Below are 26708 nucleotides of genomic sequence, written 5' to 3' on the forward strand. Positions count from 1 at the left end.
CTATGAACGGGATTGTCCTCATCATTGATGATGAAAAGAAAATTTGCAGTTTACTTTCAAGAATTATAGAACTCGAAGGTTTTAAAACTTTACAAGCCAATACAGGCAAAGAAGGCATTAAACTACTAAAAACTAACGACGTAAGCTTGGTGATTAGCGATGTAAAATTACCGGATGTTAATGGCGTTGCACTTGTTAAGGACATTAAAGCCATTAAGCCTTTTGTAGAAATTATTAATTTAACCGCATACGGGACAATTGCTGATGGCGTTTTGGCTATTAAAAACGGGGCTTTCGATTACCTTGTAAAAGGCGATGACAACGATAAAATAATTCCTCTGCTTTACAAGGCAATGGACAAATCAAATCTCCAAAAGCGGGTTTTTGATCTCGAAAATAAAATCACCAAAAAACATAGTTTCAGTACCATCATTGGTCAATCCAAAGCTTTAAAAGAAGCAATAGATTTAGCAAAAAAAGTAAGCCAAACCGATACAACAGTTTTACTTTTGGGCGAAACAGGTACAGGAAAAGAAGTTTTTGCCCAATCCATCCATTACGAAAGTCCGAGGGCATTAAAACCATTTGTTGCCTTAAATTGTAGCGGATTTAGTCCTGAATTACTGGAAAGCGAATTATTTGGCTATAAAGCAGGTGCCTTTACTGGCGCAAATAAAGATAAAAAAGGACTATTGGAAGAAGCCAATGGCGGAACTTTGTTTTTGGATGAAATTGGAGAAATGAACCTCGATCTGCAAGCTAAGCTATTGCGGGTTTTAGAAAATCAAAGCTTTATTAAAGTTGGCGATACCTTAACTCAACAAGTAAATGTTCGCATTCTTGCAGCCACCAATAAAGATTTAAAGGCAGATGCGGCTTCAGGTAAATTCCGTTCCGATTTATATTATCGTTTATCAGTGTTTACGATTATTCTTCCTCCGTTGAGAGAGAGAAAAAGTGATATTCCTGCGTTGGCCAAACATTATTTAACTGAATTTTCGGATAAGGTAAACCGAAAAGAATTGAATTTGGATGATAAAATTTTATCCATTTTTACAGAACACAGTTGGAAAGGAAATATCCGCGAGTTGAAAAATGTAATAGAACGTTTGGTTATTCTTTCTGATGGTGAAACCTTGAATACTTCGGCTTTGCCACCAGAGTTTTTTGAATTTACCCCACTAGCGAACGATTATAATTTACAGCAAATAGAAAAACAGCACATTCAAAAAGTGTTGATTCATACCAAGGGCAACAAAACCGAAACCTCAAGATTATTGGGCATTGGTTTAACCACGCTTTATAGAAAAATTGAGGAATACGGGATTAAGGAAGTTTAAGTAGGTATATGTTGAGAAATTAAAAATAATTTTTTACTGCGAAAGTATATTGTTCAATGAAAATTCTTTTAAACACACTGATGTTATTTAGCTCATAAAAAACCAACATTGCCTCTTTATATGTAATCGAATCGATGGTTCGAAATGAAATGGGGCAATATCCAGAAGCGAATAGCACACCATTACTTACAATCCTTGCAGTTCTTTTATTTCCATCAGCAAATGCCTGAATATAGGAAAGTAGGACCAACGTTAAAAGCGCTTTTTCTAAAACATTTTTTTTCGCATTTATAACGGAACACATCTCACGTAGTGCTTCTCTAATTTGATATTCATTATCAAGCGGAGTATAATTAGTGCCCGTAATACCAACTCTTCCTCTACGTATATTCCTATCAACATCTAAATCCTTAATAAGCAAACTGTGAATGTCTTCAATTCCTCTTATCGTAATCGGAACAATATAATCTGAATGCTCAATGATAAAATTTAATGCCTCTTTATGATTTAAAAGCATAATTGCATCTTGTTTAGGTTTACCTGGAGCCGTTTCTTTTTCTTTTAACAATAATTCAGTTTCCAGAAGAGAGTATGTATTTCCTTCAATTTGCGAAGATTTCCAGCTTAAATCTATCGCTAGCCTTTCCATCTCTTTATTATATTCTGTTTTAGAAAGCTTGGATATTTTCTCCTTGAAAAAATCATGTAATTCTTCTAAAGATTCTTGTTCTTTTACCGTAAAAAGCTGGGATTCACTCAGCACTTCTGTGATCAGATTGAAATTGAAATTATTTTTGATTTCCCTTTCATCCTGTTCCTTTTTAAAATATTCTCGCAAATCTATCTCTTTCAATAATTGAAAAGAAGGACTCAATTCATATTTAGTGGCTCTAGCTTTACCTTTAGATAGTATAATCCCATCAGCTTCAAGATTGGACAATATTCTTTTAACTGTAGCAAGGCTTTGAGAATCCGTTAAAGCCTGAAATATCTCATTTGATGAAAGTGTACCTCGACTTTCTAAAATTGAAATTATTTCGTTTTTATTTTCGGTTTTCATTATCAGCTCAATTGTAAATTAAATATAGCTTATTTTGAGCCAATAAATTCACAAAAACTTAAATCAGCTCACTTTAATTAATAAATCAGCTCAAATTGAAAGTTTTTTGAGCCGATATTGAATAGTTATTGAGCTAATAATACTACTTATTTTCTAGTAGAAGAATTTCCAATAATTAATTAGTCCACCCAAATCGATAAAAACCCTTCCAAAACGGAAGGGTTTTTTTATGTTTAAAAATTTTAAAATTGAAATATTTAGAATCAAACAACTGAAAATCAGTTCATTAAAAATAAAACAATTATAATGGTACAACAGTTGGCAATAGGCATTTCATAAATCATTACAATTATGACAATTATCCTATCTCTAATTATTCTCCTGCTCTGCTGGGCAACTTACAAATCAATCGATTGGTTCGAAAAAATTTAAAAACATGGTAGCACTATTCATCATTTCTATCGCCGTATTTATCTATATGATTTACGTGTTGATTAAACCCGAAAAATTTTAACCCCTAATTTCTACAGGGAAATTCAAAAAACAAAAAAATGAACACTGAATTAATCGGCATCATCGCCACATTCCTGCTCACCTTAATTATTGCTATCCCCTTGGGTAAATATTTAGCAAAGGTATTTGCAGGAGAAAAAGTTTGGACAGACTTTTTAAAACCGCTCGAAACCGGAATTTATAAACTTTCTGGCATTAACATAAAAGAGCAAATGAACTGGAAACAGCAGCTAAAAGCGTTACTTACTATTAATATTTTATGGTTGGTTTACGGCTTTTTTGTGTTGATTTTTCAGGATAAACTTCCATTTAATCCGGATGGAAACCCAGGCATGACGCCTGATTTAGCCTTTAACACCATAATTAGCTTTGTAGCCAACTGTAATCTTCAACATTATTCTGGCGAAAGTGGTGTGAGTTATTTAACACAGCAATTCGTGCTAATGTTTCTTCAATTTGTAAGCGCAGCCACTGGTATTGCAGCGGCCGTTGTGTTGTTTAAAGCTTTTAGAGATAAAACAACTACACAACTTGGAAATTTTTGGGAGTTTTTTGTAAGAGCAATTACCCGATTATTATTGCCCTTATCAATAGTAATTGCCTTAGTTTTAACTTTTAACGGCACGCCAGCAAGTTACGAAGGAAAAGATCAGTTTATCTCCGTTCAAGGCGATACAGTTCATGTTTCTCGCGGTCCGGCGGCACAGATGATTGCCATAAAACACTTGGGAACGAATGGTGGTGGGTATTTTGGTGCAAATTCTGCCCATCCATTCGAAAACCCAAGTTACTTTACCAATATGGTCGAAATGATTGCGCAAGTAATTATTCCCATAGCCATGATTATCGCTTTTGGATATTTCATCCGTAGAAAAAAATTAGCTTGGACCATTTTTGGTGTAATGACTATCGGTTTGTTTATGTTGATGATTCCTACGCTCAGTTCCGAATTGGGTGGAAATCCTGCTTTAGCTAAAATGGGAATTGCCCAAACAACTGGTGCAATGGAAGGAAAAGAAGTTCGATTCGGCCCTGCTGCAACAGCTTATTGGAGTACATTAACAACCGTAATTTCTACAGGCTCGGTAAATGGAATGCACGATAGTACAATGCCTTTAACCGGTTTATGGCAATTATTAGCCATGATGATTAATGCGTTTTATGGTGGCTGTGGTGTGGGATTGCTTAACTATTTCATCTACTTAATTATTGCCGTTTTCATCTCTGGATTAATGGTTGGTAGAACGCCAGAATTTTTAGGACACAAGGTAGAGGCAAGAGAAATTAAAATTGCAGCGATTATCACGCTTTTAAGTCCGTTTTTAATCTTGGCAGGAACAGCAATTTCAAGTTATGTTTTCACCAATCATGGTGGCGCAGCTTGGGCAGTTCAGCCTAAAAACTGGTTAAATAATCCAGGTTTCCATGGGTTTTCCGAAATGCTTTATGAGGTTACTTCATCAAATGCAAACAATGGTTCTGGTTTTGAAGGCTTAGGCGATAACAATGTTTTCTGGAACGTTTTAACCGGGATAATCATTTTCTTAGGTCGCTTTTTACCCATTATCGGTCCGGTTGCAATTGCAGGTTTATTAGGTGCTAAAAAATTCATTCCAGAATCGGCAGGTACTTTAAAAACTGATACCAAAACCTTCGCCCTGATGACTTTCGCAGTAATCTTAGTGTTAAATGCACTTTCATATTTCCCTGCCTTGGCGTTAGGTCCATTAGCAGAATACTTTACGATGTTAAAATAGAACTGTCACATTGAGCTTGTCGAAATGCTTTGTAAATCCTTCGACAAGCTTAGGATGACAACTAAATCAAGAAAAATGAAATCAAATAAATTATTCGAACCTGCTTTAGTGCAAACTGCATTAAAACAATCATTTATCAAACTCGATCCTCGGGTTATGGTTCGCAACCCAGTTATGTTTACCGTAGAAATTGGCACATTGGTAATGGCTTATGTTACGGTTTATTCTTTCAGCCATAGCGGACAAGGATCGCCGATATACAATTTCTTCATCTTTTTAGTGCTGTTTCTCACTGTTTTATTTGCCAATTTTGCCGAAGCAATTGCCGAAGCAAGAGGTAAAGCACAAGCAGATAGTTTACGTAAAACCAGAGAAGAAACACCAGCCAAAGTACTTTTAGACAATGGAACAATAGAAATCCGTTCTTCTAATCAACTTAAAAAAGGTGATGTTTTTGTTTGCGAAACCGGCGATACGATTCCAACCGATGGAGAAATTATTGAAGGGATTGCAACCATTGATGAATCTGCAATTACGGGAGAATCTGCTCCTGTAATTCGTGAATCTGGAGGTGATAAATCTTCAGTTACCGGCGGAACAAAAGTATTATCTGATGAAATAAAAGTACAGGTAAGCACCGCTCCTGGCGAAAGCTTTTTAGATAAAATGATTGCTTTGGTTGAAGGCGCATCTCGTCAGAAAACACCAAACGAAATTGCGCTAACCATTTTACTGGCTAGTTTTACCTTGGTTTTCATAATCGTTTGTGTAACCTTAAAACCATTTGCAGATTATGCGAATACACCAATTACAATCGCAGCACTAATCTCACTTTTTGTTTGCTTAATCCCAACAACCATCGGCGGATTATTATCTGCCATCGGTATTGCGGGAATGGACAGAGCCTTACGTGCAAATGTAATTACCAAATCGGGGAAAGCTGTAGAAACTGCAGGCGATATTGATGTTCTGCTTCTAGATAAAACCGGTACAATTACCATAGGAAACCGAAAAGCAACCAATTTTTACCCAACTGCTGGCGTTGTAATTAAAGATTTTACGGATGCCTGTGTTTTAAGCTCGCTAGCAGATGAAACTCCAGAGGGAAAATCGATTATCGAACTGGCAAATGAACAAGGCTTTAAACCGTTAACCACACCGAAAGATTCTACTTTCATCAAATTTACTGCAGAAACCCGCTCCAGCGGATTAGATACTGTTGATGGCAGACGCATTAGAAAAGGCGCTTTCGATTCGATCAGAAATATAGTTGAAAAAGCAGGTAATATATTTCCTTCAGATATTGAAGATCACGTAAAAAGCATTGCCTCAAACGGTGGAACGCCATTAGTGGTTTCTGAAAATGAAAAAGCTTTGGGCGTAATTGAACTTCAGGATATTATTAAACCAGGCATCAGCGAACGTTTTGAGCGTTTGCGCAAAATGGGCGTTAAAACAGTAATGGTTACTGGTGATAATCCTTTGACAGCTAAATACATTGCAGAAAAAGCAGGTGTAGATGATTTTATCGCAGAAGCAAAACCTGAGGATAAAATGAATTACATTAAAGATGAGCAGGCTTTAGGTAAACTGGTTGCCATGATGGGTGATGGAACAAATGATGCCCCTGCCCTTGCACAAGCAGATGTTGGTGTAGCCATGAACAGTGGAACCCAAGCCGCGAAAGAAGCGGGTAACATGGTAGATTTAGATAACGATCCAACAAAATTAATCGAGATTGTAGAAATCGGGAAACAGTTGTTAATTACACGTGGTACACTTACAACTTTCTCTATCGCGAATGATGTGGCGAAGTACTTTGCCATTGTTCCTGCGCTATTTATCGCATCGATTCCTGCATTGCAAAGCTTAAATATTATGGGCTTGCATTCTCCAGAAAGCGCAATTATGTCGGCGGTTATTTTTAATGCAATCATTATTCCGATTTTAATTCCACTAGCATTAAAAGGTGTTGCTTATAAACCAATTGGAGCAACCGCTTTGCTTCGTAGAAACTTGTTTATTTACGGGATTGGTGGAGTTGTAGCGCCATTTATAGGAATCAAATTAATTGATCTGCTAGTAGGACTATTTGTTTAACCGAGCTGTCACGCTGAGCCTGTCGAAACGCTTATAAAAGTTCTTCGACAAGCTCAGAATGACAAGCCTGAATCTTTATAATCATTTAAAATCTGTGTAATCACACAAATATCATCATGAAAAATTACATCATACAATCTATACGCTTAACCTTAGTTTTAATCGTATTATTATGCATCCTTTATCCACTAGGCATCGCTTTAGCTGGTAAACTTTCTAAAGGAAACGGTGGTGGCGAAAAAATCACTAAAAACGGAAAAGTTGTTGGTTATGCGTTACTTGGACAATCTTTTACCAAACCCGAATATTTTTGGGGCAGACCATCTGCTGTGGCGTATAATGCAGCAGGTTCTGCAGGTTCTAACAAAGGGCCATCAAATCCAGATTATTTAAAAGAAGTTTCCAATAGAATAGATACCCTTTTAAAATACAATCCCGGATTAAAAAAATCAGAAATCCCTGCAGATATGGTTACTGCTTCTGGAAGTGGTTTAGATCCAAATATCTCAGAACAAGGTGCAACAATTCAAATTGAAAGAGTTGCTAAAGCCAGAAAATTAGATGAGAAAAAAGTTAAAGAGCTAGTTGCCATGAATACCTTAAAACCATTTTTGGGTTTGTTTGGCCCATCATCAGTAAATGTTTTGAAACTGAATTTAGCATTGGATAATTTGTAAGTCTAAATGTGGTCGAGACACAAAGCAATCTTAATCCGTTCGCCACTAATGCTTTCGTTGTAGGATTGCTTCGTGCCTCGCAATGACGATCGCCTCTATGAAATTAATTCTCCGCCAATTCCGTCATTTCGACTAGAGCGCAGCGAAACGGAGAAATCTTTGAACCTTTCAAAAATTGTCCAAAGATTTCTCCACTACGGCCGAAATGACGACCTCTTTAAACAAAAATTTATAAAATCAGTGCAATCACTTTATCACATCATGAAAAAACTAATCACCCTTATCACAACATTAACAGCAACAATAACTGCTTACGCACAAGATCAACCCAAAGTTAAATTTTCGGGCTACTTGGAAACCTACTATGGATACGATTTTAATAAGCCTGAAGACCATAATCGCCCGAGTTTTATTTATTCACACAACCGTGCCAATGAAGTTAACTTAAACTTAGGTTTTATTAAAGCCGCCTACGATAGCGGTGCAATTAGAGCAAACTTAGCCGTAATGGCCGGAACTTATGCAAACGCAAATCTGTCTGCAGAACCTGGTGTTTTAAAAAATATTTTTGAAGCCAATGCAGGTGTTAAATTATCAAAATCAGAAAACTTATGGATCGATGCCGGAATATTTTCTTCACACATCGGTTTCGAGGGCGCTGTATCGAAAGATTGCTGGGTCTTAACTCGAAATATATCATCAGAAAATACACCTTATTACGAATCTGGCGCTAAACTTTCTTATGGCACCCAAGACGGAAAATTTACCGCGACCCTACTCTACTTAAATGGTTGGCAAAGAATTACACGCCAAAATGGAAATGACAAACCTGCTGGTGGCTTGCAACTTACATGGAAACCAAACGCTAAATTTACGTTGAATTACAGTAACTATTTGGGTACCGAAGGCGCAGACTCTGTTCGGGTTAATCGCTTTTATCATAATGTGTATGGCATTTATCAAGTTACAGATAAATTTGGCTTGACTTTAGGTTTTGATTATGGCACACAACAAAAACAAAAGGGCAATAGCAGTAAAAATGAAGTAATTTCTCCAGTTGCAATTGCTCAATATAAATTCGCTGATAAATGGGCTTTAGCTGGAAGATTCGAATATTATGAAGACAAGAATGGAATTTTTATTTCTACAGGAACACCAAATGGATTTAAAACTAAAGGTTATTCATTAAATATAGATTATGCTCCAATTGCAAATGCAGTGATCCGTTTAGAAGGAAAAACTTATGATAGTAAAGATAAAATTTTTAATCGCGAAGGGAATTTCGTTAATGCAAATACAACTTTAACAGCAAGTATAGCGGTAGCATTCTAAAAAATGGATGATGTAAGATGGATGAGGAGGGAGCTTCCATAATCCATATTACATCTTCCGTCTTACCTATTACGCATCATTACATTTTACATCAATGCAAGAAAAAGACGATTCGGTAAAACATTTCCTTGATTTGGTTCAAAAATCCAGAAGAGGAAAACTCAAAATTTATATTGGGATGAGTGCCGGTGTGGGTAAAACCTATCGCATGTTGCAAGAATCGCATGCTTTATTGCGTAATGGAATTGATGTTTGCATTGGCTATGTAGAAACTCACAAAAGAGCCGAAACAGAAGCATTGGTAGGTGGATTACCAACTATCCCCAGAAAAAATATTTTCTATCGTGGTAAAGAGATAGAGGAAATGGATTTACAAGGCATTCTCAACCGCCACCCAGAAATTGTAATCGTTGATGAACTTGCCCACACCAATGCAGAAGGAAGCAAAAACGGCAAACGCTGGCAAGATGTTTTCGATATTCTAGAAGCTGGCATAAGCGTAATATCAGCAGTAAATATTCAGCATTTAGAAAGCATAAACGAAGAAATAGAGCACATTACGGGCATCAGCGTTACCGAGCGAATTCCTGATAAAATTTTAGAAATTGCCGATGAAATTGTGAATATAGATTTAACTGCCGATGAACTCGTAACTCGGCTAAAAGAAGGGAAAATTTATGATCAGTCTAAAATTGCAAGAGCCTTAGAAAACTTTTTCCAATCGGATAAAATATTGCAGTTGAGGGAACTTGCTTTAAAAGAAGTGGTTCATCAGGTAGAACGGAAAATCCAAACGGAAATTCCAAAATCGATTAAGCTAAGGCCTGAAAGATTTTTAGCTTGCATTTCTTCTAATGCCGAAACTGCGGGTGTGGTAATTAGAAAAACTGCTCGATTGGCTTCTTACTATCATTCTCCGTGGATTGTACTTTATATACAAAGTGATAGCGAGAGTTTGGAGCGGATTAAACTGGATAAGCAGCGCCATTTAATTAATCATTTTAAACTGGCTACCGAGTTGGGCGCTGAAGTAATTAAAGTAAAAAGCAATCAAATTACCCAAAGTATAATCAATATGGCAACAGAAAAGGAAATTACCACCATCTGCATTGGCAAACCCCATTTAAATATTTTTCAGGTAATTATGCGAACGGCAATTTTTAACCAACTCTTGCGTAATTTAGCAGAAAAGGAAATTGATTTAGTTATACTTTCTTAAAATTATTAACCACTGAGTACACAAAGAAATATTCACGGGAAAACACAGAGTTGTGTTTTTTAATCTCTTTTTCTCTGTGAAAAACTCAGTGCCCTCTGTGGTAAAAACAAAACAACAACACCATGAAAATTAAAACCAAACTCCGCCTCGGATTCGGGTTTCTCTTTATAATCGTTTTATCCTTCGGATTGATCGCCTTATTTTATCTAAATGAGCTTTCTGATAAATCTAAAGTGATTTTAAAAGACAACTACAAATCACTAAAATACGTTTCATCTATGCGCAACGTACTTGATGAAAACAGATTTCCGCTTTCTGTTCTAAGTAAAAATGCTTTTGAAATTAATCTTAAAAACGAAGGGAACAACATTACCGAACCTGGCGAGAAAGTAGCTTTTTTAAAATTAAGCGAGCTTTATAAAGCATTTCTAAGTTCTAAATCTGCTCAAGAAAATGAAAATACCGTGAAAGCGTTAAGAGCAGAGTTGCAAAACATCGAAAACCTTAACATGACGGCCATTTATCATAAAAATGAACTGGCAAACGAAGCATCTGGTAGAGCGAATTTATACATTATGATTGCTGCAACGCTGAGTTTTTTAATCCTCTTTACTTTTATCGTAAACTTCCCGGGCTTTGTTGCTAACCCATTGGCAGAGTTTAGTTCGGCAATTAGGCAGATTAGTCGTAAAAACTACAAGCAAAGATTGCGTTTTGAAAACGATGATGAATTTACCGAACTCGCTGATGCATTTAACGGAATGGTTGTTAAGCTAAATGAATGGGAAAACAGTAATCTCTCCAAAATTAAATCAGAAAAATCGAGAATTGAAGCCATAATTGCCCAAATGCAGGATGCCATTATCGGTTTAAATGAGCAGGGGGAAGTACTCTTTTTAAATCATTTGGCAGCAAAGCTGATTAGCTTGGATGAAGATAAAATTATCGGTCAGAATGTAAGCGAGCTGATTAAAAAGAATGAGTTATTAAAACGAATCATCAAACCCGAAACGGATGATAAAACTCTTAAAATTTACGCTGATGATAAAGAGTCTTACTTCCTCTTAGAAAGTAGAGAAATCGTTATTCCAAATTATGAAGAACAAGAAGAAAAGACATTAATTGAATCTTCAAAATCTGCAGGAAGTGTTTATGTATTGAAAAACATCACTCAGTTTAAAGAATTAGATGAAGCCAAAACAAATTTCATTGCCACGGTTTCTCACGAATTAAAGACACCTCTTTCATCGATAAAAATGAGTTTGAAGCTTTTAAACGACGAACGAGTTGGTGCAATGAATGAGGAACAAAGTCAGTTGGTAAACCACATTAAGGAAGATAGCGACCGGCTTTTAAAAATAACCAGCGAACTTTTAGACCTTTCGCAAGCCGAAACAGGTAACTTGAAACTGACATTTGCCATAACAAAACCATTGGAAATTGTTCAATATGCGGTGGATGCGGTTAAATTCCAGGCAGAACAGAAATCAATAAATTTGGAGCTTAATTGTGATGAACACTTACCTGATGTAAATGCAGATATTCAAAAAACGGCTTGGGTTTTGGTTAACTTTTTGTCAAATGCTTTGCGCTACAGTTCAGAAAAATCAAAGGTTATTATTGATGTTTTCCAAAAAGACAAATTCATCCAGTTTTCAGTTCAAGATTATGGAAAGGGAATTGATGAAAAATATCAAAAACGTTTGTTCGATCGGTATTTTCAAGTACCTACCGATGGGCAAAATAAATCTGGATCAGGCTTGGGTTTAGCCATATCAAAAGATTTTATCGAAGCGGAACAGGGAAAAATTTGGGTGGTTAGCGCCATTGGAGAAGGAAGTAAATTTTGCTTTACCTTACCTGTAGCATAATATTTTCAGATAGATTAATAACCTAGTTTTAACGAGATGCTACAAAAAGACAAATATAAATCTGCGAGAATCACCTTAATTTGCGGGAGATTTAAAGAGTAGTAAGCTTCCCGCCTACGCGTGAAAGATGACATATAGTAAAGCACTTTATTGTTCGATATGTTCCGAAGGGCATGTTGAACTTGGGGAAAAAAAGGTTTTGCAAATCTTCACTTTTAAACAATATAAGGTTCCATTTCCTTATCTATGCTTTTACGTAATTCCATTAACTTGATGGCATAACCATGCATGGCAATTTCTTTTTCATTTTTAGGCTTAAAAGCTGGAATTGGTTTCGGCTGTCCATCATCATCCACCGCGACAAAAACAATAATGCAATGGGTATTTTTCACAAAATCTGCCTGTCCTACTGGTTTAGAAAAAGCATCAACAGCAATATGCATACTGGTTTTTCCTGTATAAATAATTCGGGCTTCCATTTTTACCAAATGCCCAATATGAACAGGATGAAAAAATCGAATTCCACCAACATAAACGGTAACACAGTAAGACTGACTCCATTGTAGCGCACAAGCAAATGCCGCTTGGTCAATCCATTTCATCATCATTCCTCCATGAACTTTACCGCCATAATTAACATCAGCGGGCTCGCTTAAAAATTGAAGTTCGATGTGGTTTTTAGTTCTTGCCATGATTGCTGGTATATTTCTTCTTCTGCAGATAAAGAGGATTTACGCAGATTTTATTGATAGCAATATGCAAAAATTATAGTTTCTGCGGAAATCATTTTTAAAAAGTTCGTCATTGCGAGGCACGAAGCAATCCTAATGCAAAAGCTATAACCTATAGTTGTACGATTGCTTCGTGCCTCGCAATGACGGGCCTCTTTTATAGAGCAATATAGTCGCAACAAAAAGCTGCGACTATATAATTTTAAGATTAAAACACATTCGTTTATTTCGCCATTATACTTATTGCATAACCACCTCCAGGTGCACAGTATTGAGTTAACTTACTTTTATTGGTCACTTCAATTTTGCGAATGGTATAGGCTTTTGGGTTAGTTTCGTAATGAGCATCTTTAGCATCAGCATAAATTGTTGCTATATATTTTTTACCAGCATCTAAAAAGCTGAAATCAATTTTAGATGTACGTCCAACTTCGTCATTTGTGCGGCCAACAAACCAGTTATCCTTTCCCTTTGCTTTACGGGCATAAGTAATGTAATCGCCGGGTTCTGCCTCCAAAACCTTCGTATCGTCCCAATCAACGGCTACATCTTTAATAAACTGGAAAGCATCCATGTATTTATTATACGTTTCTGGTAAATCTGCTGCCATTTGCAATGGACTGTACATCGTTACATATAATGCCAACTGACGTGCCAATGTAGTATGAACAAAAGATTTATTCTCTGGATTATAGGCGCTCACTTTGGTTTCGAAAATGCCTGGAGTATAGTCCATTGGTCCGCCGATTAACCGAGTAAAAGGTAAGATTGTGGTATGATCTGCATTGCTTCCACCGAATGCCTCATATTCTGTACCTCTTGCAGATTCATTTCCAATTAAATTAGGATACGTACGAGCCAAGCCTGTTGGTCTGATGGCTTCATGCGCATTCACCATAATTTTATATTCTGCAGCTTTAGTAATGGCGAATAAATAGTGATTAACCATATCCTGACTATAATGATGTTCGCCTCGAGGAATGATATTCCCTACATAACCGCTTTTAACCGCATCGTAACTATTGGCTTTCATAAATTTATAAGCCGTATCAATATGTCTTTCGTAATTGCGAACCGATGAAGAAGTTTCGTGATGCATAATCATTTTAATGCCTTTACTTGCTGCATAACGATGCAATTCTTTCACATCAAAATCTGGATAAGGCGTTACAAAATCGAAAACGTAATCCTTTGTTTTACCAAACCAATCTTCCCAACCTTCATTCCATCCCTCAACTAAAACGGCATCTAAACCATTTTTAGCGGCGAAATCAATATATTCTTTTACGTGAGCAGTATTTGCACCATGTTTTCCATTCGGTTTTGTTTTCGAATAATCGGTTACACCCAATTGTACACTGGTTAAATCGTTATATGCCCAAGTACTTTTTCCAGTAATCATTTCCCACCAAACACCAACATATTTTGTCGGTTTTATCCAAGAAACATCCTTAAATTTTGTAGGCTCGTTTAAGTTGTAAGTTAATTTCGAAGTTAAAATATCACCCGCTTTATCACTTACAATTATGGTTCTCCATGGCGATAAGCATGGCGCTTGCATATAACCCTTATCTCCTATTGCATCTGGCGTTAACCACGATTCTAAAATCATGTTTTTATCGTCAAGGTTTAACGACATACAAGAATAGTTAATTAGAGCGGCTTCATGAATATTGATATACAAACCATCTTTGCTTTTCATCATTAAAGGGGTTTGCAAACCTGTTGGAGAAAAAGTTGTTTGCGATGCATTTGGAGTTACTGCAGCTTTCATTTTTCCACGAACTTCTGATAAATTTGAAGTTACAGTTTCATATTCTTGGGTATCGTAATCTCCTGGAAGCCAAAATGCTTTATGATCGCCTGCTAGAGCAAACTGTGTCTTTTCTTCCTTAATTACGAAATAATCCAAGTTTTTTTGCTCCGGAAATTCATATCTAAAACCTAAACCATCATTAAACAAACGTAAACGAACAATAATGAAACGATTGGTAGCGGTTTGTGTTAGCGTTACAGCAAGCTCGTTATAATGATTTACAATTTCCTTTACTTCGCCCCAAACCGGCTTCCAAGTTTCGTTAAACGTACTCGTTTTAGAATCTGTAATCGTAAATCCATCTAATAATGATGTTGCATTTTTTAATTCCAAACCAAGTTTACTGGCTTTAATTACATCTTTTCCTTTATACTTTAAGCTATAGGTTGGCACACCACCAGAAGCCAAAGAAAAATTGGCGACTAGATTTGCATCGGGAGATTTTAATTCCTGACCGAAAGCTGTTGTACCAATAAGCAAAAAGCAAATTAGAGTTAATAATTTTGAGAGATTAAGGGAGTTTTTGATTTGGTTTTTATTCACTGTATATAATTTATTTTTATAATTCTATTTTACTTTGCTATTGGATCAGGGTAACGACCGATTGTCAGTGTCTATCAATCTAATAGTAAAGCATCATCCTCATCGTCTGTTAAACTAAGTTGAATGCTATCATTGCCTGCAATACCTTCAATCGAGCCTCGAATATGCGTTGCATTTAACAGCACTTTTTCCAACTGCTTCTCTCTTGCTTTCCATAAGCGTTCCATCGCATCACGTTCTCTTTGAATGGATAATTTCATGCTCATAAATCCTTCACGGATGGCTTTCCATTGCTCAGAAAATTCCGATCCAGTTAAATAATCGTACAGCATATGCATTTTATCACCACGGTTTTCTTGGGATTTAACCGCACTGGCTAATCGTAAAATCCCATCACGTAAAACATAAGCCACTGCATTAACTTCTTCAAAAGAGCAAATCCAAACGCCATCTCGCTGACCGAAACTATCCATGCCTTTAGGGTAACATTGACTTACAATTACTGCAACATCAACGCCCATGCTGCGCATATCTTTTTTCAGTTTTTCAATCCAGTCGCCACCAAAATCTTTGGTACGTTTACTTTCATAAATAATTTTACCGCATTCCTGTCCAAATTGGTTTCTCACTACTTGCACACAATCTGCACCACGAACGCCTTTGCCTACTTCTTCAATCAAATCGAAAGGAAAATTACTTCTTAGCAATTCTTCCAAAATTAATTCTTGCACCTCGCCTTGCAACTGCATACTTCCTTGTTCAGCTTTTCGCTTCATTTCTTCAGCAAGCTTTTTCTGGTCGTCGAGCTGTTTTTCAAGCTCCTTTAAGCGCAATTGATGCTCCGTATCTTTTATGCTGTTTTTTTCTGCTTCCTGTTTACGAATTTGCTCTACCAAATCATTACGTTGTTCTTGCATTTTACGTTGCATGGAAAGTTCCATTTCCTGCTCTTTTAACAGCAAGCCTTCTTCTCGTTTCAAAAATTGAAGTTCCTTTTCACGAGCCAATCTTAATTTTTCGGCATTATCTTTCGCCGAGCCCTCAAGCATTTGAAGTTTGTTTTCGTAATCAGATGCAATGCTTTTACGCAGATTCTCTTCCAAATCTCCTTTAAGCTTATTTTTTTCCTCTACAAGTTTAGCATCGAACGCTTTCTGTTGCTGTTGTTTTTCACTTTCTAAAGCAACAAGCTTCCGTTGAAATTCCTCGTCCTTTTGCTTTGTAAAAGAAACCATTTTCTCACGCAACTCTTTCTTATAATCTTCGGCCATAGCTTCTTCCATCGGAAAAACATGAGCACAGCTTGGGCATTTTATTTCGGTAGGCATAAATAATTTTTTACTTCAGAAAAAACCGAAGCATTACAAAGATATTAAAGCTTTTTATGAATGTACAAACGAGTTTTGCACCATTTAAATTTACAATACTTTCGACCTTATTTCGTGGCCAACAGTTAAAATTTTACTCACAGGGCATTTTGAAGCTATTTGTTCCAATCTTGTTTTTTGCTCCTCTGTTAAAGTGCCTGTGCAGGTAATTTCTTCTAAAAATATCGTCTCGCCGTTTTCAATACCTATGTTTACTTCAACCTCAATTTTATCAACATCCCATTCTTTTCGATCTAAATACATCCGCAATGTTATGGCTACACACGATGCCAATGAGGCCATTAATAACCCTTTAGGCGCAAAACCCTTATCTGTTCCGCCCAATTCAAAGGGCTCATCAACCACTATTTCGTGCGAACCATTTGTTACCGAACACGCGTAGTGTTCTTTATTTATTGTTGCTTTTACCATATTAATTCTAAAATATTAAACATACCAAATATTCTATTCAAACCTTAATTTATCATTGTATTACACTATTTTTTGTAAAACAAAGTCAGCATTCTATGGCTAGTAAAGCCCCGCCATTCGCTAAAGCCCTCATAAAAAATTCGGGGCTATCGCTTCTGTCAGGTTTAGGATAGCAAGGCAAACCGAAGTAAAATAAACCCGGCAGTAGCGAGCACGAAACCCGATTTAAGCATCTGTCTTTATTTTTTTTAGGTATGCTTGCTTGTTTAACAGGTTTTTTCGGGTAAGTAAAGCAAATGACGGGACTATCGAAACCGATGAAAACCAGAGCCTGCTTTTCAAATTTAAGCAATGACGGATTTATTAAATCTCTCGGTTGCATCATATCAAGGAATGTTTGGGAGCAACCAAAACACTTCTGTAACTACTTTCCAAAAGCAAAAAAATCAAACTTTATTAACTTGGAATTGTTCCTTTTAAAAGCTCATTATTATGAAATACAGAAAGTTAATCGGAAAATATTTGGCTAAGGAATCACATAGCGACGCTAAAATAGCCATCGCATTGGTTGCAGGCTTGGCCGCTGGAGCAATAATAAGTGTATTATTTGCACCGGATAGTGGAGAAGGAACTCGAGGAAAAATTGCCAATGGCGCAAAAAATCTTCGCTATGGATTTCAGGATAAATACAATATTTTGAAAGAAAAGGTTTTTGGAGTAGAAGCCATTGAAGAAGATATTGTGGAACATGAAGTGCCACATTTTAAACATACGGTTGCAAAAAAACGTAAATCTGATGTGAAGGATATTTTGGAAGAAGCACATCAAAATGGTCAGGTACAAGAAGGCCAAGGCTAATATTGGCTTTTAGGTTAAATTATAAACTAATGACTCGCCTGTTTTATACAGCGAGTCGTTAATTGTTATATTTTTGGAGTGATTATATATTAACATCCAAATTTATACCGTTAACCTGCTCATGTTTTTTATCCTCTCTAAGATTTTACTCTTTTTAATTAAACCATTATTTTGGATTACTATTCTTTTGATTGTTGCAATCTGCACAAAAAAGCAACCGAGAAGAAGGAGATTTTTTATAGCAACCATAATTGTATTCTTATTTTTCTCTAATGGTTTTATCGTCGGGAAGATAGCTAACTGGTATGAAGCAGATTATCCTGTTAAACAGAAATACGATGTTGGAATTGTTCTAGGTGGCTTCTCTGGAATTAATGAACGCACACATCAAATCGCATTTAATTGGGCAAGTGATCGGTTATTTCAAGCATTATCACTTTACAAAAAAGGAGAAATAAACAAAATTTTATTGAGTGGTGGAAATGCGAATTTGGTGAACAATAAAATTAAAGAGGCCGATCTAGTTGTTGATTATCTCAAACTGATTGGAATTCCAGATTCTGCAATTCTTTTCGAAAACCAAAGCAGAAATACTGTTGAAAATGCTAGAAACTGCATTGCGCTGATCAAAAAATATAAACCCGATGCCAAGATTTTAGTGATTACCAGCGCTTGGCACATCCCAAGAGCTAAAACAATCTTCGAGAAACAAACCACAAATAAAATAGATTATTACCCAACAAATTTTATTGGTAAATCCTCTTTTAATTTTGGGGATTTTATAATTCCTGATTTGGGTTCATTTGGAACTTGGGAACTTCTTTTTAAGGAATGGATTGGCTTGGCAGTGGATCGGATAAGAAGTTAAGGTCGTTTCATTAGTTCAGTAGTCATTAGTTCGAAAATAAAAACCCAGCCTAACAGTGCTACAAATAATGATTAAATCAAGGCAATTTATAACGTACTAATTAAACGATTGAACCAATGACAATTGAACCAATTAGCCTTCAATCGCTTTCCAAAGCATATCTTTAAGTTCTACCAAACCTTTTTCTGCAACAGATGAAATAAATATAGAAGGGATTTTCGGCAAATCTTGCTTCATTTCCTCCATTAATTCTTCATCCAACATATCAGATTTTGTAATGGCCAAAACATGCGGTTTCTGCATTAATTCTGGATTGTATGTTTCTAATTCTCTTTTAAGAATTTCATATTCTTCTCTAATCGTTCTACTTGTATCGGCCGGAACCATAAAAAGCAATACCGAGTTACGCTCTATATGGCGTAAGAAACGATAACCTAAACCTTTTCCTTTTGATGCGCCTTCAATAATTCCAGGAATATCAGCCATTACGAAAGATTTATTATTTCGATAGCTAACAATACCCAAATTGGGAACAATTGTTGTAAAAGGATAATCGGCAATTTCTGGTTTAGCAGCAGAAACAACAGATAGCAAGGTAGATTTCCCTGCGTTTGGAAAACCAACTAAACCAACATCAGCCAAAACTTTTAGTTCAAGAATATTCCATATTTCTTGGCCTTGTTCTCCAGGTTGCGCAAAACGAGGCGTTTGTTGAACCGAGTTTTTAAAATGGGCGTTACCCAAACCACCGCGACCACCAGGCGTTAAAATTTTGGTTTCGCCATCTTTGGTAATTTCGAAAAGAATTTCTCCTGTTTCAGCATCTTTAGCAATGGTTCCCAATGGAACTTCTAAAATCTCATCTTTACCCTGCTTGCCAAATTTATGAGAGCTTCCACCTGCCAAACCATCTTCAGCGATAATATGCTTGCGGTATTTTAGGTGTAATAATGTCCAGATCTGAGTATTTCCTTTAACAATAATGTGGCCTCCACGACCGCCATCACCACCATCAGGACCGCCCATTGATGTTAAAATATCGCGGTGTAAATGTGCAGAACCTGCCCCGCCCTTACCAGAACGACAACAAATTTTTACATAATCTACGAAATTCGAACCCTGTGACATATTAATTTACGATTTTAGATTTACGTCCCGATAGCTATCGGGATTAGATTTACGATTTTAGAATGTAAAAATCGCTAAAAACTAAACATCCGCAAAAAACAACGGTTGCTTTTTTGCGGATGTTCTAATTTAAAAATTATATTATTTAGTATTGATCAATAACAGCGCAAAGATCATTATATACTGTACTTATTTCGCCAATTCCATTTACTTTGTTCAATTTACCCTGTGCCTCGTAGTATGGCAGAACATGGATCGTTTTATCAAAATATTCTGAAATACGTTTTTTCAACTTTTCAGCATCATCATCTGGTCTACCACTAACTTTATGGCGCTCAGCGATGCGTTTTGTTAACTCTTCCTGATCCACATCTAAAGCAATAACACCAGCAATTTTACTGCCTTTACGCTCTAAAAATAAATCAAGTTCTTCTGCTTGAGGAACTGTACGCGGAAAACCATCAAACACAAATCCTTTTGCTTCAGGGTTTTTATCTACCTCTTCTTCAAGCATGGCAATTGTAATTGCATCAGGCACTAATTCGCCTTCGGCTAACAATTGACTAACTTTTTTTCCTAATTCGGTTTCGCCCTTTACGTGTGCTCTAAAAAGATCGCCTGTTGAAACGTGTACCAACTGATATTTTGCAATCAGCTTTTCAGATTGGGTGCCTTTACCCGCCCCTGGAGGGCCAAAGAGAACTAAATTAAGCATTAACGTGGTTTAGGTTATCTTTAACAAAACAAAAAAAGCCTTACCGCCATGGGGCGACAAGGCTTCATCCAAATAGTGCACTTGTAGGGATTCGAACCCCAAACCTTCTCATCCGTAGTGAGATGCTCTATCCAATTGAGCTACAAATGCAATTATGCTCAAAATATAAAAGAAGTATTGAATCCTCTATCTTTATTGCGTTTCCGTTTGTTAACGGACTGCAAAAGTAAGATTTGAGATTTAAATTAGCAATTATATTTGAAAAAAAATCTAAACCTTACTTCTACAGGTGATGTGTTATGATTTTAACGCTTCGTTAATTGCTTTAAAATCAGGCAACTCACGGGCATCTTCTAAAACTTCAGCATAAATAATTTTGCCATCTTCATCAATAACAAAGGCTCCTCTTTTAGAAACTCCCTTCAAACCGAACAAAAATTCATCGTAAAATGCCCCAAAAGCCTTAGAAACTTCTTTATTAAAATCAGATAATAAAGGGAACTGATATTTCTGCTCTTCTTTAAACTTGGCTAAAGAGAAAGGAGAATCTACAGAGACGCCTAATACTTGCGCATCAATCCCTTCATAATAACTAAAATTATCTCTCATTGTACACAACTGCTCTGTACAAACTCCAGTAAATGCCATTGGGAAAAAGTGAATAATTACTTTTTTACCTTTAAAAGCAGCTAAGGAAACTTCTGTTAAATCAGAACTGTATAATTTAAAATCTGGGGCTTTATCGCCAACTTGTAATGACATACTTTATGGTTAAATGTTTAATTTTTGTTCATCAGTTCAATTGTTCATTCCTCATTAGTACACTCGCACAATGACCTAATGACAAATGAACTAGTAATTTTTCTTCATCTGCTCATCAACAATCTTCAGTCCTTCTTCAAAACTATGTGGATTGTAACCCAAATCTTTTATCGTTTTATCAAGCACAAAACCAGTCCTTATTGGTCGTTTTGCCGTTTGATTTAAACTCTCCGAACTAATTTCCGAAATAATAGATTGATTGAGCGCCCAATAATCGGCAACTTTTCGCACTAAATCTGCAATACTCATGTAATCTTTACCCGATACATTATAAATTCCCCTAGCATTTTTTTCGACAGCCAAAATGCAGGCTTCTGCCAAATCTTCAGCCAAAGTGGGCATTCGCCATTGGTCGTTTACTACATTAATAGGTAATCCTTTTTCTAGTGCACCTTTTGCCCAAAGTACAATGTTACTTCTACTCATATCGTTAGTGATGCCATAAACCAATATCGTTCTTAAAATTGCCCAATTCGCTTTCGAATTTTTCAACAACTCTTCGGCCATCACTTTCGATTCGCCATAATAGCTTAAGGGATTAACCGCATCGTCTTCTTTATATGGCCCATTTGCCCCATCAAAAACAAAATCAGTACTTAAATGAACCAGCTGAATATTTTTTTCTTCGCATAGCGAGATCAAAGTTTGAACAGCATCTACATTTAACCGATGACAAAGCGCTTTATCTGCTTCGGCAGTATCCACATTTGTAATTGCTGCCGTATGAATAATTGAATCTGGCTTGTACTTATCAATAACTTGTTTTACTTGCTCAGGATTCAGAATATCCATTTCTGCATATAGATACCCATTTTGAGTAGGATATCTGTTCTTGCCTTTAGAAGTAGCAATTAGTTTTACTCTCCCCTCCTCTAAAATTTTTTCCGTTAGTTTTTGGCCTAAGAGGCCGTTGCTACCTGTTACAAGCACTGTAATCGTATTCATACTCCCTATAGTTGTAAGATTGGTAAATTGTAATACCTTTGTGACACAAAAACATTAATTCTACTCAAATATAAAAATGAAGTTAACACTACTCTCAATTTTTTTGATGTTCAGCGTACATTCAATCGCTCAAGATGAGTCAAGCCCAAATAAAAACACTAAAAAGAACAGCATTTACATAGAGGCGCTAGGTAATGCTATAGTTTATTCCGTTAACTATGATCGGATTATTCCCATTTCAAATCATCTAAAATTAGCTCCCAGAGTGGGCTTCGAGTTTTTGCCAAGGACAAAAAGAAATAACAAAACCTTTGGAGAAAAATATGGTAATTGGTCTTTTCCATTAGAACTAAATTTACTTTGGGGAAAAGATCAAGGTAGCAAGAATTTATTTGAGGGAGGGATAGGCCTAGGCTTTTTCAGTATGATAAAAGGTTATACTTTAGATCAAAATGAGGAGATATCCACTACTCATTACCAAATGGCTAAAATCTCAACCCTTAGATTAGGCTATCGTCATCAAAAACCAGAAGGAGGTTTAATGTATAGAGCAGGTTTATTAATTAGGTTGTCTCAAGATGATTTCTCGAAAAGTCGTGTTGGTGATGATTTATTTTACGTTTTATGGCCTGCGTTTAGCGTTGGTTATACTTTTTAATGCTAATAGGAAATGCATTAAATGTTCCTCTCTCGTAGACCTTGCAATATCAATAAAGTAATAAAGGCAAGCTAAATGGTGAATGGTTTGAAGTTATCAAAAAATAATATGAAAAAAATAATTTTTAGTTTAACATTTCAATTATTTATATTTTCCTGTTTAGTACAGGACAATACAAAAACAACTTTTTTTAAAGGGGAAGCAGGTGTACTTTTTGGAACTTCTACAGAATATACAGGCGATGGTTATAGCAGTAGGGCAAGAAACCTATACCACATAAGTGCGATGGTGGGAAAAAATATTGATAGTCAATTGTCAATTGGACTAGGCGCAGACTTTAACTTTTTTAGCCAAATATTACAATATCAAAAAAATTTGTTAATCACACCCATCTTTATTCATCTACAATATAGTTTTACAGAAAAGCCCAAAACATTGTTCTTTTATAGCAGTTACGGACTAGCGCCTAAATTTGGAGGTAATTTCTATGCTGGAAATGCTTTTAACTTAGGCTTGGGTTGGAAGTACAAACCGAAATTTTTAGCTCATAAAACGTTGAGTTTTTCAACCGGTTTCAATAATACTAATGTCAAGAATATATATCATGAGTTTATCGATTATAATTATGGCGATTTCAAGTCAAGGTTTGAATACACCAAACTAAACCTAAAATCGCTTTCTTTAAATGTTGGTATATCCTTTTAACACCAATAAAGCGAACAATAAAAAGCTCATCTTTATTTTAATTTACAAACAGCAATATTCTAACCGCATGAAAAAAATAACAACAATTGCATTTATCCTATCCGTGTTTATCTGCAATGCGCAAGATACCACTAAAGTTATCCCAAGTGTCGAAAAGTCAGTTTTTGGAATTCAAACTGGCTGGCTTGGAATATATGGTTATAATGAATCAAGGCTTTCTAATACAATAGCGCTTAGAAGTGAAATTGGTTTCGATGGCGGTTTTTGGGGAGGAAGTTTTTATCCAAAAACGGGTTTTATAGCTGCTCCAATTTTAACAGTCGAGCCTCGTGTATATTACAACCTTAAAAAACGAATTTCGAAATCAAAACGCATCGATGGAAATTCTGGCAACTTTGTATCCCTAAAGACCAGTTTCCACCCCGATTGGTTTGTTATTTCAAACTATAAAGATGTTAGCGTAGTGAGCGATATTTCTATTATTCCATCATGGGGCATTAGAAGGCATATAGGAAAGCATTTCAACTACGAAGTGGGTGCTGGATTGGGTTATCGTTATTACTTTGCAAAAAGTGCAGGTTATTTACAAAACGAAAGCGATGTAGCATTTGATTTGCGTTTGCGAATTGGCTACACTTTTTAACCTTAAAATATTCTCTTTTAAACACCTTGAAATTCAAAATTTTCAGGGTGTTTTTTTGTCCGAAACCGTTACATTTAACCTTGTTGAAAAAATTTATAATATATATTTAAAATTAAGCAAGAATAACTTAACTTTGCCAACCGAATTGGAGCCCCTATAAACAGCTTTAATTCATTGATTGTAATAAATTTACTCACAACAGATATGCCTAACTTAGGAAAAATAGCACAAATTATCGGCCCAGTGGTTGACGTTAGCTTTGCTGATGATGCCCATCTACCTAAAATTTTTGATGCGTTAGAAATAACGAAAGAAAACGGACAAAAAATTGTTTTAGAAGTTCAACAGCACTTAGGTGAAGATCGCGTTCGTGCAATCTCGATGGATTCTACAGATGGTTTGGTTCGTGGAATGAAGGTTCTTGATACTGGTTCAGCAATTAAAATGCCAGTAGGCGACCAAATTAAAGGTCGTTTATTTAATGTAGTTGGTGAAGCGATTGACGGTATTACTGCTGTTGATAAAACAGGTGGTCGCCCTATCCATGCTACTCCTCCTAAGTTCGAAGATTTATCTACTGAAACTGAAGTGCTTTTTACAGGTATTAAAGTTATCGATTTATTAGAGCCTTATGCAAAAGGTGGTAAAATCGGTTTATTCGGTGGTGCTGGTGTAGGTAAAACGGTATTAATCATGGAGTTGGTAAACAACATCGCTAAAGCTTATGCTGGTTTATCAGTATTCGCAGGTGTTGGTGAACGTACTCGTGAGGGTAACGATTTACTTCGTGAGTTTATCGAATCAGGCGTTATCAACTATGGTGATGAATTCTTACACTCAATGGAAAAAGGTGGATGGGATTTGAAATCAGTTGATACTGAAAAATTAAAAGAAAGTAAAGCAACATTGGTTTTCGGTCAAATGAACGAACCTCCTGGTGCACGTGCTCGTGTAGCCTTATCAGGATTAACGGTTGCAGAATATTTCCGTGATGGTGATGGCGAAGGCGCTGGAAAAGACATCCTTTTCTTCGTTGATAACATTTTCCGTTTCACTCAGGCAGGTTCTGAGGTATCGGCTTTATTAGGTCGTATGCCATCTGCAGTAGGTTACCAACCAACATTGGCAACTGAAATGGGTTTAATGCAAGAGCGTATCACATCTACTAAACGCGGTTCAATTACATCAGTACAAGCGGTATATGTACCTGCGGATGATTTAACTGACCCTGCACCGGCAACAACATTTGCCCACTTAGATGCAACTACAGTACTTTCTCGTAAAATTGCTGAGCTAGGAATTTATCCTGCGGTAGATCCATTGGATTCTACTTCTCGGATCCTTTCTCCTGCTGTTTTAGGCGACGAGCATTACAACACTGCACAACGTGTTAAGGAAACTTTACAACGTTATAAAGAATTACAAGATATCATCGCGATTTTAGGTATGGACGAATTATCTGAAGAAGATAAATTAGTAGTATCAAGAGCTCGTCGTGTTCAACGTTTCTTATCACAACCTTTCCACGTAGCTGAGCAATTTACAGGCTTAAAAGGTGTTTTGGTTGATATTAAAGATACCATCAAAGGATTTAACATGATTATGGATGGTGAAGTTGATGAGTATCCTGAAGCTGCATTTAACTTAGTTGGTAGCATTGAAGATGCAATTGAAAAAGGTAAAAAATTATTAGCAGAAGCGAACTAGAAGCCCCACCTATCCTCCCCGAAGGGAAGGAAATTAAGGCGCATTATATAAACATTTTATAATCCTCTCCCCTTTGGGGAGATAAGAGAGGGGCACATGAATTTAGAAATATTAACTCCAGATAAAAAAGTTTTCGAAGGCGAAGTAACATCAGTTACGGTTCCTGGTACTTTAGGCTCTTTTCAGATTTTAAAAGACCATGCTGCTATCATTTCAACTTTAGAAGATGGAGAAGTTATCATTAGAGCAAATAAAGCTGATGAGCAACGTTTCTTTATTAAAGGTGGTGTAGTAGAAGCCATCCACAATAAGATTGTTGTTTTAGCAGAAGGTATTGCTTAAAATAATATAACCTCATTTAAAGCCTTTTCGATTCGTTTCGAAAAGGCTTTTTTGTTTTCTAGCTTTCTTCTAAAAGATTAATAGTTATGGCTAATTATAAAACCATTTACAGGACTCTATTCTTTAAGAGTTTTTAAGCTTTACTTAATTTAAAATTCTTTCAAATTTTAAATTTTCTATTATCAAAAACAAAATTTACGCCGAAAAATACAAAATTTGTAATGCAAGCATAATATTCATACCGTATACCGAATTGATATTTGGTCTAAGCTGTTCGGTATTAAATCACTAATCCTACACCTATTAAGAATTATGTTCTGAAATACATATCTATGTCAGAATTATATTCTTATTTAACTTTTTTCTGATTTCTCTTGCATATTAATGAACCAAAAACTAAATTGGTTTTTATAAACAAGAAGGAAATAATGACAATTCAAAATAACAGATTTATAAATAACTCTACTGCATTTGCAGATGGAAATGTTGTGCTGTTAAATGTCTTTTTTCTTAACCTCCTGCTCCTAAATATTTTACTGGGCAAGAAAACGGGCGGCTT

The 26708-nt window shown here is 36.0% G+C and carries 24 protein-coding genes and 1 tRNA gene; 15 read left to right on the forward strand and 10 right to left on the reverse strand.

From position 1 onward, the window contains the following. Window positions 1–2 precede the first annotated feature (2 nt). Window positions 3–1340, forward strand: a complete 1338-nt coding sequence (locus H7U22_RS04670) for a sigma-54-dependent transcriptional regulator (protein WP_187070187.1) — start codon at window positions 3–5, stop codon at window positions 1338–1340. Between the two features lie 19 nt (window positions 1341–1359). Here the strand turns inward: H7U22_RS04670 and H7U22_RS04675 are convergent, their stop codons facing one another. Next, the gene (locus H7U22_RS04675) at window positions 1360–2400 is read right to left on the reverse strand and encodes a Fic family protein (RefSeq protein WP_187070188.1); all 1041 of its coding nucleotides are present in this window, start codon (window positions 2398–2400) and stop codon (window positions 1360–1362) included. Window positions 2401–2836: 436 nt separating this feature from the next. Here H7U22_RS04675 and H7U22_RS23475 point away from each other — a divergent pair, with 436 nt between their 5' ends. The 7 genes from H7U22_RS23475 (at window position 2837) to H7U22_RS04710 (ending at window position 11869) form a co-directional block, all read left to right on the forward strand. Beyond that, window positions 2837–2914, forward strand: a complete 78-nt coding sequence (locus H7U22_RS23475; RefSeq protein ID WP_109926617.1) for a potassium-transporting ATPase subunit F — start codon at window positions 2837–2839, stop codon at window positions 2912–2914. Window positions 2915–2951: 37 nt separating this feature from the next. Next, entirely contained in the window at window positions 2952–4670 is a 1719-nt protein-coding gene (gene kdpA / locus H7U22_RS04685; RefSeq protein WP_187070189.1) for a potassium-transporting ATPase subunit KdpA, read from the forward strand. Between the two features lie 75 nt (window positions 4671–4745). Beyond that, entirely contained in the window at window positions 4746–6770 is a 2025-nt protein-coding gene (kdpB, locus tag H7U22_RS04690; RefSeq protein ID WP_187070190.1) for a potassium-transporting ATPase subunit KdpB, read from the forward strand. A 116-nt stretch (window positions 6771–6886) separates the two neighbouring features. Continuing rightward, window positions 6887–7447: a K(+)-transporting ATPase subunit C gene (locus tag H7U22_RS04695; RefSeq protein WP_187070191.1), complete on the forward strand. Its 561-nt coding sequence runs from the start codon at window positions 6887–6889 to the stop codon at window positions 7445–7447. Between the two features lie 261 nt (window positions 7448–7708). Beyond that, window positions 7709–8779, forward strand: a complete 1071-nt coding sequence (locus H7U22_RS04700; RefSeq protein ID WP_187070192.1) for a porin — start codon at window positions 7709–7711, stop codon at window positions 8777–8779. 94 nt (window positions 8780–8873) lie between these two features. Continuing rightward, window positions 8874–9998: a sensor protein KdpD gene (locus tag H7U22_RS04705; protein ID WP_187070193.1), complete on the forward strand. Its 1125-nt coding sequence runs from the start codon at window positions 8874–8876 to the stop codon at window positions 9996–9998. A 122-nt stretch (window positions 9999–10120) separates the two neighbouring features. Beyond that, on the forward strand, window positions 10121–11869 hold the full coding sequence (locus H7U22_RS04710; protein WP_187070194.1) for an ATP-binding protein: 1749 nt from the start codon (window positions 10121–10123) through the stop codon (window positions 11867–11869). A 215-nt stretch (window positions 11870–12084) separates the two neighbouring features. Here H7U22_RS04710 and H7U22_RS04715 read toward each other — a convergent pair whose 3' ends face one another. The 4 genes from H7U22_RS04715 to H7U22_RS04730 form a co-directional block, all read right to left on the reverse strand. Next, window positions 12085–12561, reverse strand: a complete 477-nt coding sequence (locus H7U22_RS04715; protein WP_187070195.1) for an acyl-CoA thioesterase — start codon at window positions 12559–12561, stop codon at window positions 12085–12087. A 262-nt stretch (window positions 12562–12823) separates the two neighbouring features. Beyond that, the gene (locus H7U22_RS04720; protein WP_317172937.1) at window positions 12824–14959 is read right to left on the reverse strand and encodes a glycoside hydrolase family 97 protein; all 2136 of its coding nucleotides are present in this window, start codon (window positions 14957–14959) and stop codon (window positions 12824–12826) included. Between the two features lie 74 nt (window positions 14960–15033). Further along, on the reverse strand, window positions 15034–16287 hold the full coding sequence (locus H7U22_RS04725) for a DUF2130 domain-containing protein (protein WP_187070196.1): 1254 nt from the start codon (window positions 16285–16287) through the stop codon (window positions 15034–15036). Between the two features lie 90 nt (window positions 16288–16377). Beyond that, on the reverse strand, window positions 16378–16758 hold the full coding sequence (locus H7U22_RS04730; protein ID WP_187070197.1) for an OsmC family protein: 381 nt from the start codon (window positions 16756–16758) through the stop codon (window positions 16378–16380). Between the two features lie 492 nt (window positions 16759–17250). On the opposite strand from H7U22_RS04730, the gene H7U22_RS04735 reads away from it, so the two are divergent. Continuing rightward, complete coding sequence (locus tag H7U22_RS04735) at window positions 17251–17616, forward strand: YtxH domain-containing protein (RefSeq protein ID WP_187070198.1); 366 nt, start codon at window positions 17251–17253, stop codon at window positions 17614–17616. A 121-nt stretch (window positions 17617–17737) separates the two neighbouring features. Then, window positions 17738–18484, forward strand: a complete 747-nt coding sequence (locus tag H7U22_RS04740) for a YdcF family protein (protein ID WP_187070199.1) — start codon at window positions 17738–17740, stop codon at window positions 18482–18484. Window positions 18485–18616: 132 nt separating this feature from the next. Here H7U22_RS04740 and obgE read toward each other — a convergent pair whose 3' ends face one another. The 5 genes from obgE to H7U22_RS04765 form a co-directional block, all read right to left on the reverse strand. Continuing rightward, window positions 18617–19612 (reverse strand): GTPase ObgE, encoded by a 996-nt coding sequence (gene obgE / locus H7U22_RS04745; RefSeq protein ID WP_187070200.1) that lies wholly within the window; start codon window positions 19610–19612, stop codon window positions 18617–18619. A 145-nt stretch (window positions 19613–19757) separates the two neighbouring features. Further along, window positions 19758–20327, reverse strand: coding sequence for an adenylate kinase (locus tag H7U22_RS04750; RefSeq protein WP_187070201.1), 570 nt, complete (start codon window positions 20325–20327; stop codon window positions 19758–19760). A gap of 76 nt (window positions 20328–20403) precedes the next feature. Beyond that, window positions 20404–20477 (reverse strand) — tRNA-Arg (locus tag H7U22_RS04755). 147 nt (window positions 20478–20624) lie between these two features. Beyond that, the gene (locus tag H7U22_RS04760) at window positions 20625–21089 is read right to left on the reverse strand and encodes a redoxin domain-containing protein (protein WP_187070202.1); all 465 of its coding nucleotides are present in this window, start codon (window positions 21087–21089) and stop codon (window positions 20625–20627) included. Window positions 21090–21179: 90 nt separating this feature from the next. After that, entirely contained in the window at window positions 21180–22094 is a 915-nt protein-coding gene (locus tag H7U22_RS04765) for an SDR family oxidoreductase (RefSeq protein ID WP_187070203.1), read from the reverse strand. A 76-nt stretch (window positions 22095–22170) separates the two neighbouring features. On the opposite strand from H7U22_RS04765, the gene H7U22_RS04770 reads away from it, so the two are divergent. The 5 genes from H7U22_RS04770 (at window position 22171) to atpC (ending at window position 26149) form a co-directional block, all read left to right on the forward strand. Further along, the gene (locus H7U22_RS04770; RefSeq protein WP_187070204.1) at window positions 22171–22752 is read left to right on the forward strand and encodes a hypothetical protein; all 582 of its coding nucleotides are present in this window, start codon (window positions 22171–22173) and stop codon (window positions 22750–22752) included. Window positions 22753–22860: 108 nt separating this feature from the next. Continuing rightward, window positions 22861–23457, forward strand: a complete 597-nt coding sequence (locus H7U22_RS04775; RefSeq protein WP_187070205.1) for a hypothetical protein — start codon at window positions 22861–22863, stop codon at window positions 23455–23457. 67 nt (window positions 23458–23524) lie between these two features. After that, a complete protein-coding gene (locus H7U22_RS04780) occupies window positions 23525–24100 on the forward strand; it encodes a hypothetical protein (protein WP_187070206.1) in 576 nt (191 codons plus the stop codon). 204 nt (window positions 24101–24304) lie between these two features. After that, window positions 24305–25807: a F0F1 ATP synthase subunit beta gene (atpD, locus tag H7U22_RS04785; protein WP_187070207.1), complete on the forward strand. Its 1503-nt coding sequence runs from the start codon at window positions 24305–24307 to the stop codon at window positions 25805–25807. A gap of 96 nt (window positions 25808–25903) precedes the next feature. Further along, window positions 25904–26149, forward strand: a complete 246-nt coding sequence (gene atpC, locus H7U22_RS04790) for an ATP synthase F1 subunit epsilon (protein ID WP_187070208.1) — start codon at window positions 25904–25906, stop codon at window positions 26147–26149. Window positions 26150–26708: the final 559 nt, after the last annotated feature.

Origin of the sequence: Pedobacter fastidiosus, from assembly GCF_014306625.1 — a bacterium.
GTDB classification, from domain to species: Bacteria; Bacteroidota; Bacteroidia; order Sphingobacteriales; family Sphingobacteriaceae; genus Pedobacter; species Pedobacter fastidiosus.

Coding starts and splice junctions, on each gene's coding strand:
- H7U22_RS04670 (WP_187070187.1), top strand. CDS start 3: ATGAACGGGATTGTCCTCATCATTGATGATGAAAAGAAAATTTGCAGT.
- H7U22_RS04675 (WP_187070188.1), bottom strand. CDS start 2,400: ATGAAAACCGAAAATAAAAACGAAATAATTTCAATTTTAGAAAGTCGA.
- H7U22_RS23475 (WP_109926617.1), top strand. CDS start 2,837: ATGGTAGCACTATTCATCATTTCTATCGCCGTATTTATCTATATGATT.
- kdpA (WP_187070189.1), top strand. CDS start 2,952: ATGAACACTGAATTAATCGGCATCATCGCCACATTCCTGCTCACCTTA.
- kdpB (WP_187070190.1), top strand. CDS start 4,746: ATGAAATCAAATAAATTATTCGAACCTGCTTTAGTGCAAACTGCATTA.
- H7U22_RS04695 (WP_187070191.1), top strand. CDS start 6,887: ATGAAAAATTACATCATACAATCTATACGCTTAACCTTAGTTTTAATC.
- H7U22_RS04700 (WP_187070192.1), top strand. CDS start 7,709: ATGAAAAAACTAATCACCCTTATCACAACATTAACAGCAACAATAACT.
- H7U22_RS04705 (WP_187070193.1), top strand. CDS start 8,874: ATGCAAGAAAAAGACGATTCGGTAAAACATTTCCTTGATTTGGTTCAA.
- H7U22_RS04710 (WP_187070194.1), top strand. CDS start 10,121: ATGAAAATTAAAACCAAACTCCGCCTCGGATTCGGGTTTCTCTTTATA.
- H7U22_RS04715 (WP_187070195.1), bottom strand. CDS start 12,561: ATGGCAAGAACTAAAAACCACATCGAACTTCAATTTTTAAGCGAGCCC.
- H7U22_RS04725 (WP_187070196.1), bottom strand. CDS start 16,287: ATGCCTACCGAAATAAAATGCCCAAGCTGTGCTCATGTTTTTCCGATG.
- H7U22_RS04730 (WP_187070197.1), bottom strand. CDS start 16,758: ATGGTAAAAGCAACAATAAATAAAGAACACTACGCGTGTTCGGTAACA.
- H7U22_RS04735 (WP_187070198.1), top strand. CDS start 17,251: ATGAAATACAGAAAGTTAATCGGAAAATATTTGGCTAAGGAATCACAT.
- H7U22_RS04740 (WP_187070199.1), top strand. CDS start 17,738: ATGTTTTTTATCCTCTCTAAGATTTTACTCTTTTTAATTAAACCATTA.
- obgE (WP_187070200.1), bottom strand. CDS start 19,612: ATGTCACAGGGTTCGAATTTCGTAGATTATGTAAAAATTTGTTGTCGT.
- H7U22_RS04750 (WP_187070201.1), bottom strand. CDS start 20,327: ATGCTTAATTTAGTTCTCTTTGGCCCTCCAGGGGCGGGTAAAGGCACC.
- H7U22_RS04760 (WP_187070202.1), bottom strand. CDS start 21,089: ATGTCATTACAAGTTGGCGATAAAGCCCCAGATTTTAAATTATACAGT.
- H7U22_RS04765 (WP_187070203.1), bottom strand. CDS start 22,094: ATGAATACGATTACAGTGCTTGTAACAGGTAGCAACGGCCTCTTAGGC.
- H7U22_RS04770 (WP_187070204.1), top strand. CDS start 22,171: ATGAAGTTAACACTACTCTCAATTTTTTTGATGTTCAGCGTACATTCA.
- H7U22_RS04775 (WP_187070205.1), top strand. CDS start 22,861: ATGAAAAAAATAATTTTTAGTTTAACATTTCAATTATTTATATTTTCC.
- H7U22_RS04780 (WP_187070206.1), top strand. CDS start 23,525: ATGAAAAAAATAACAACAATTGCATTTATCCTATCCGTGTTTATCTGC.
- atpD (WP_187070207.1), top strand. CDS start 24,305: ATGCCTAACTTAGGAAAAATAGCACAAATTATCGGCCCAGTGGTTGAC.
- atpC (WP_187070208.1), top strand. CDS start 25,904: ATGAATTTAGAAATATTAACTCCAGATAAAAAAGTTTTCGAAGGCGAA.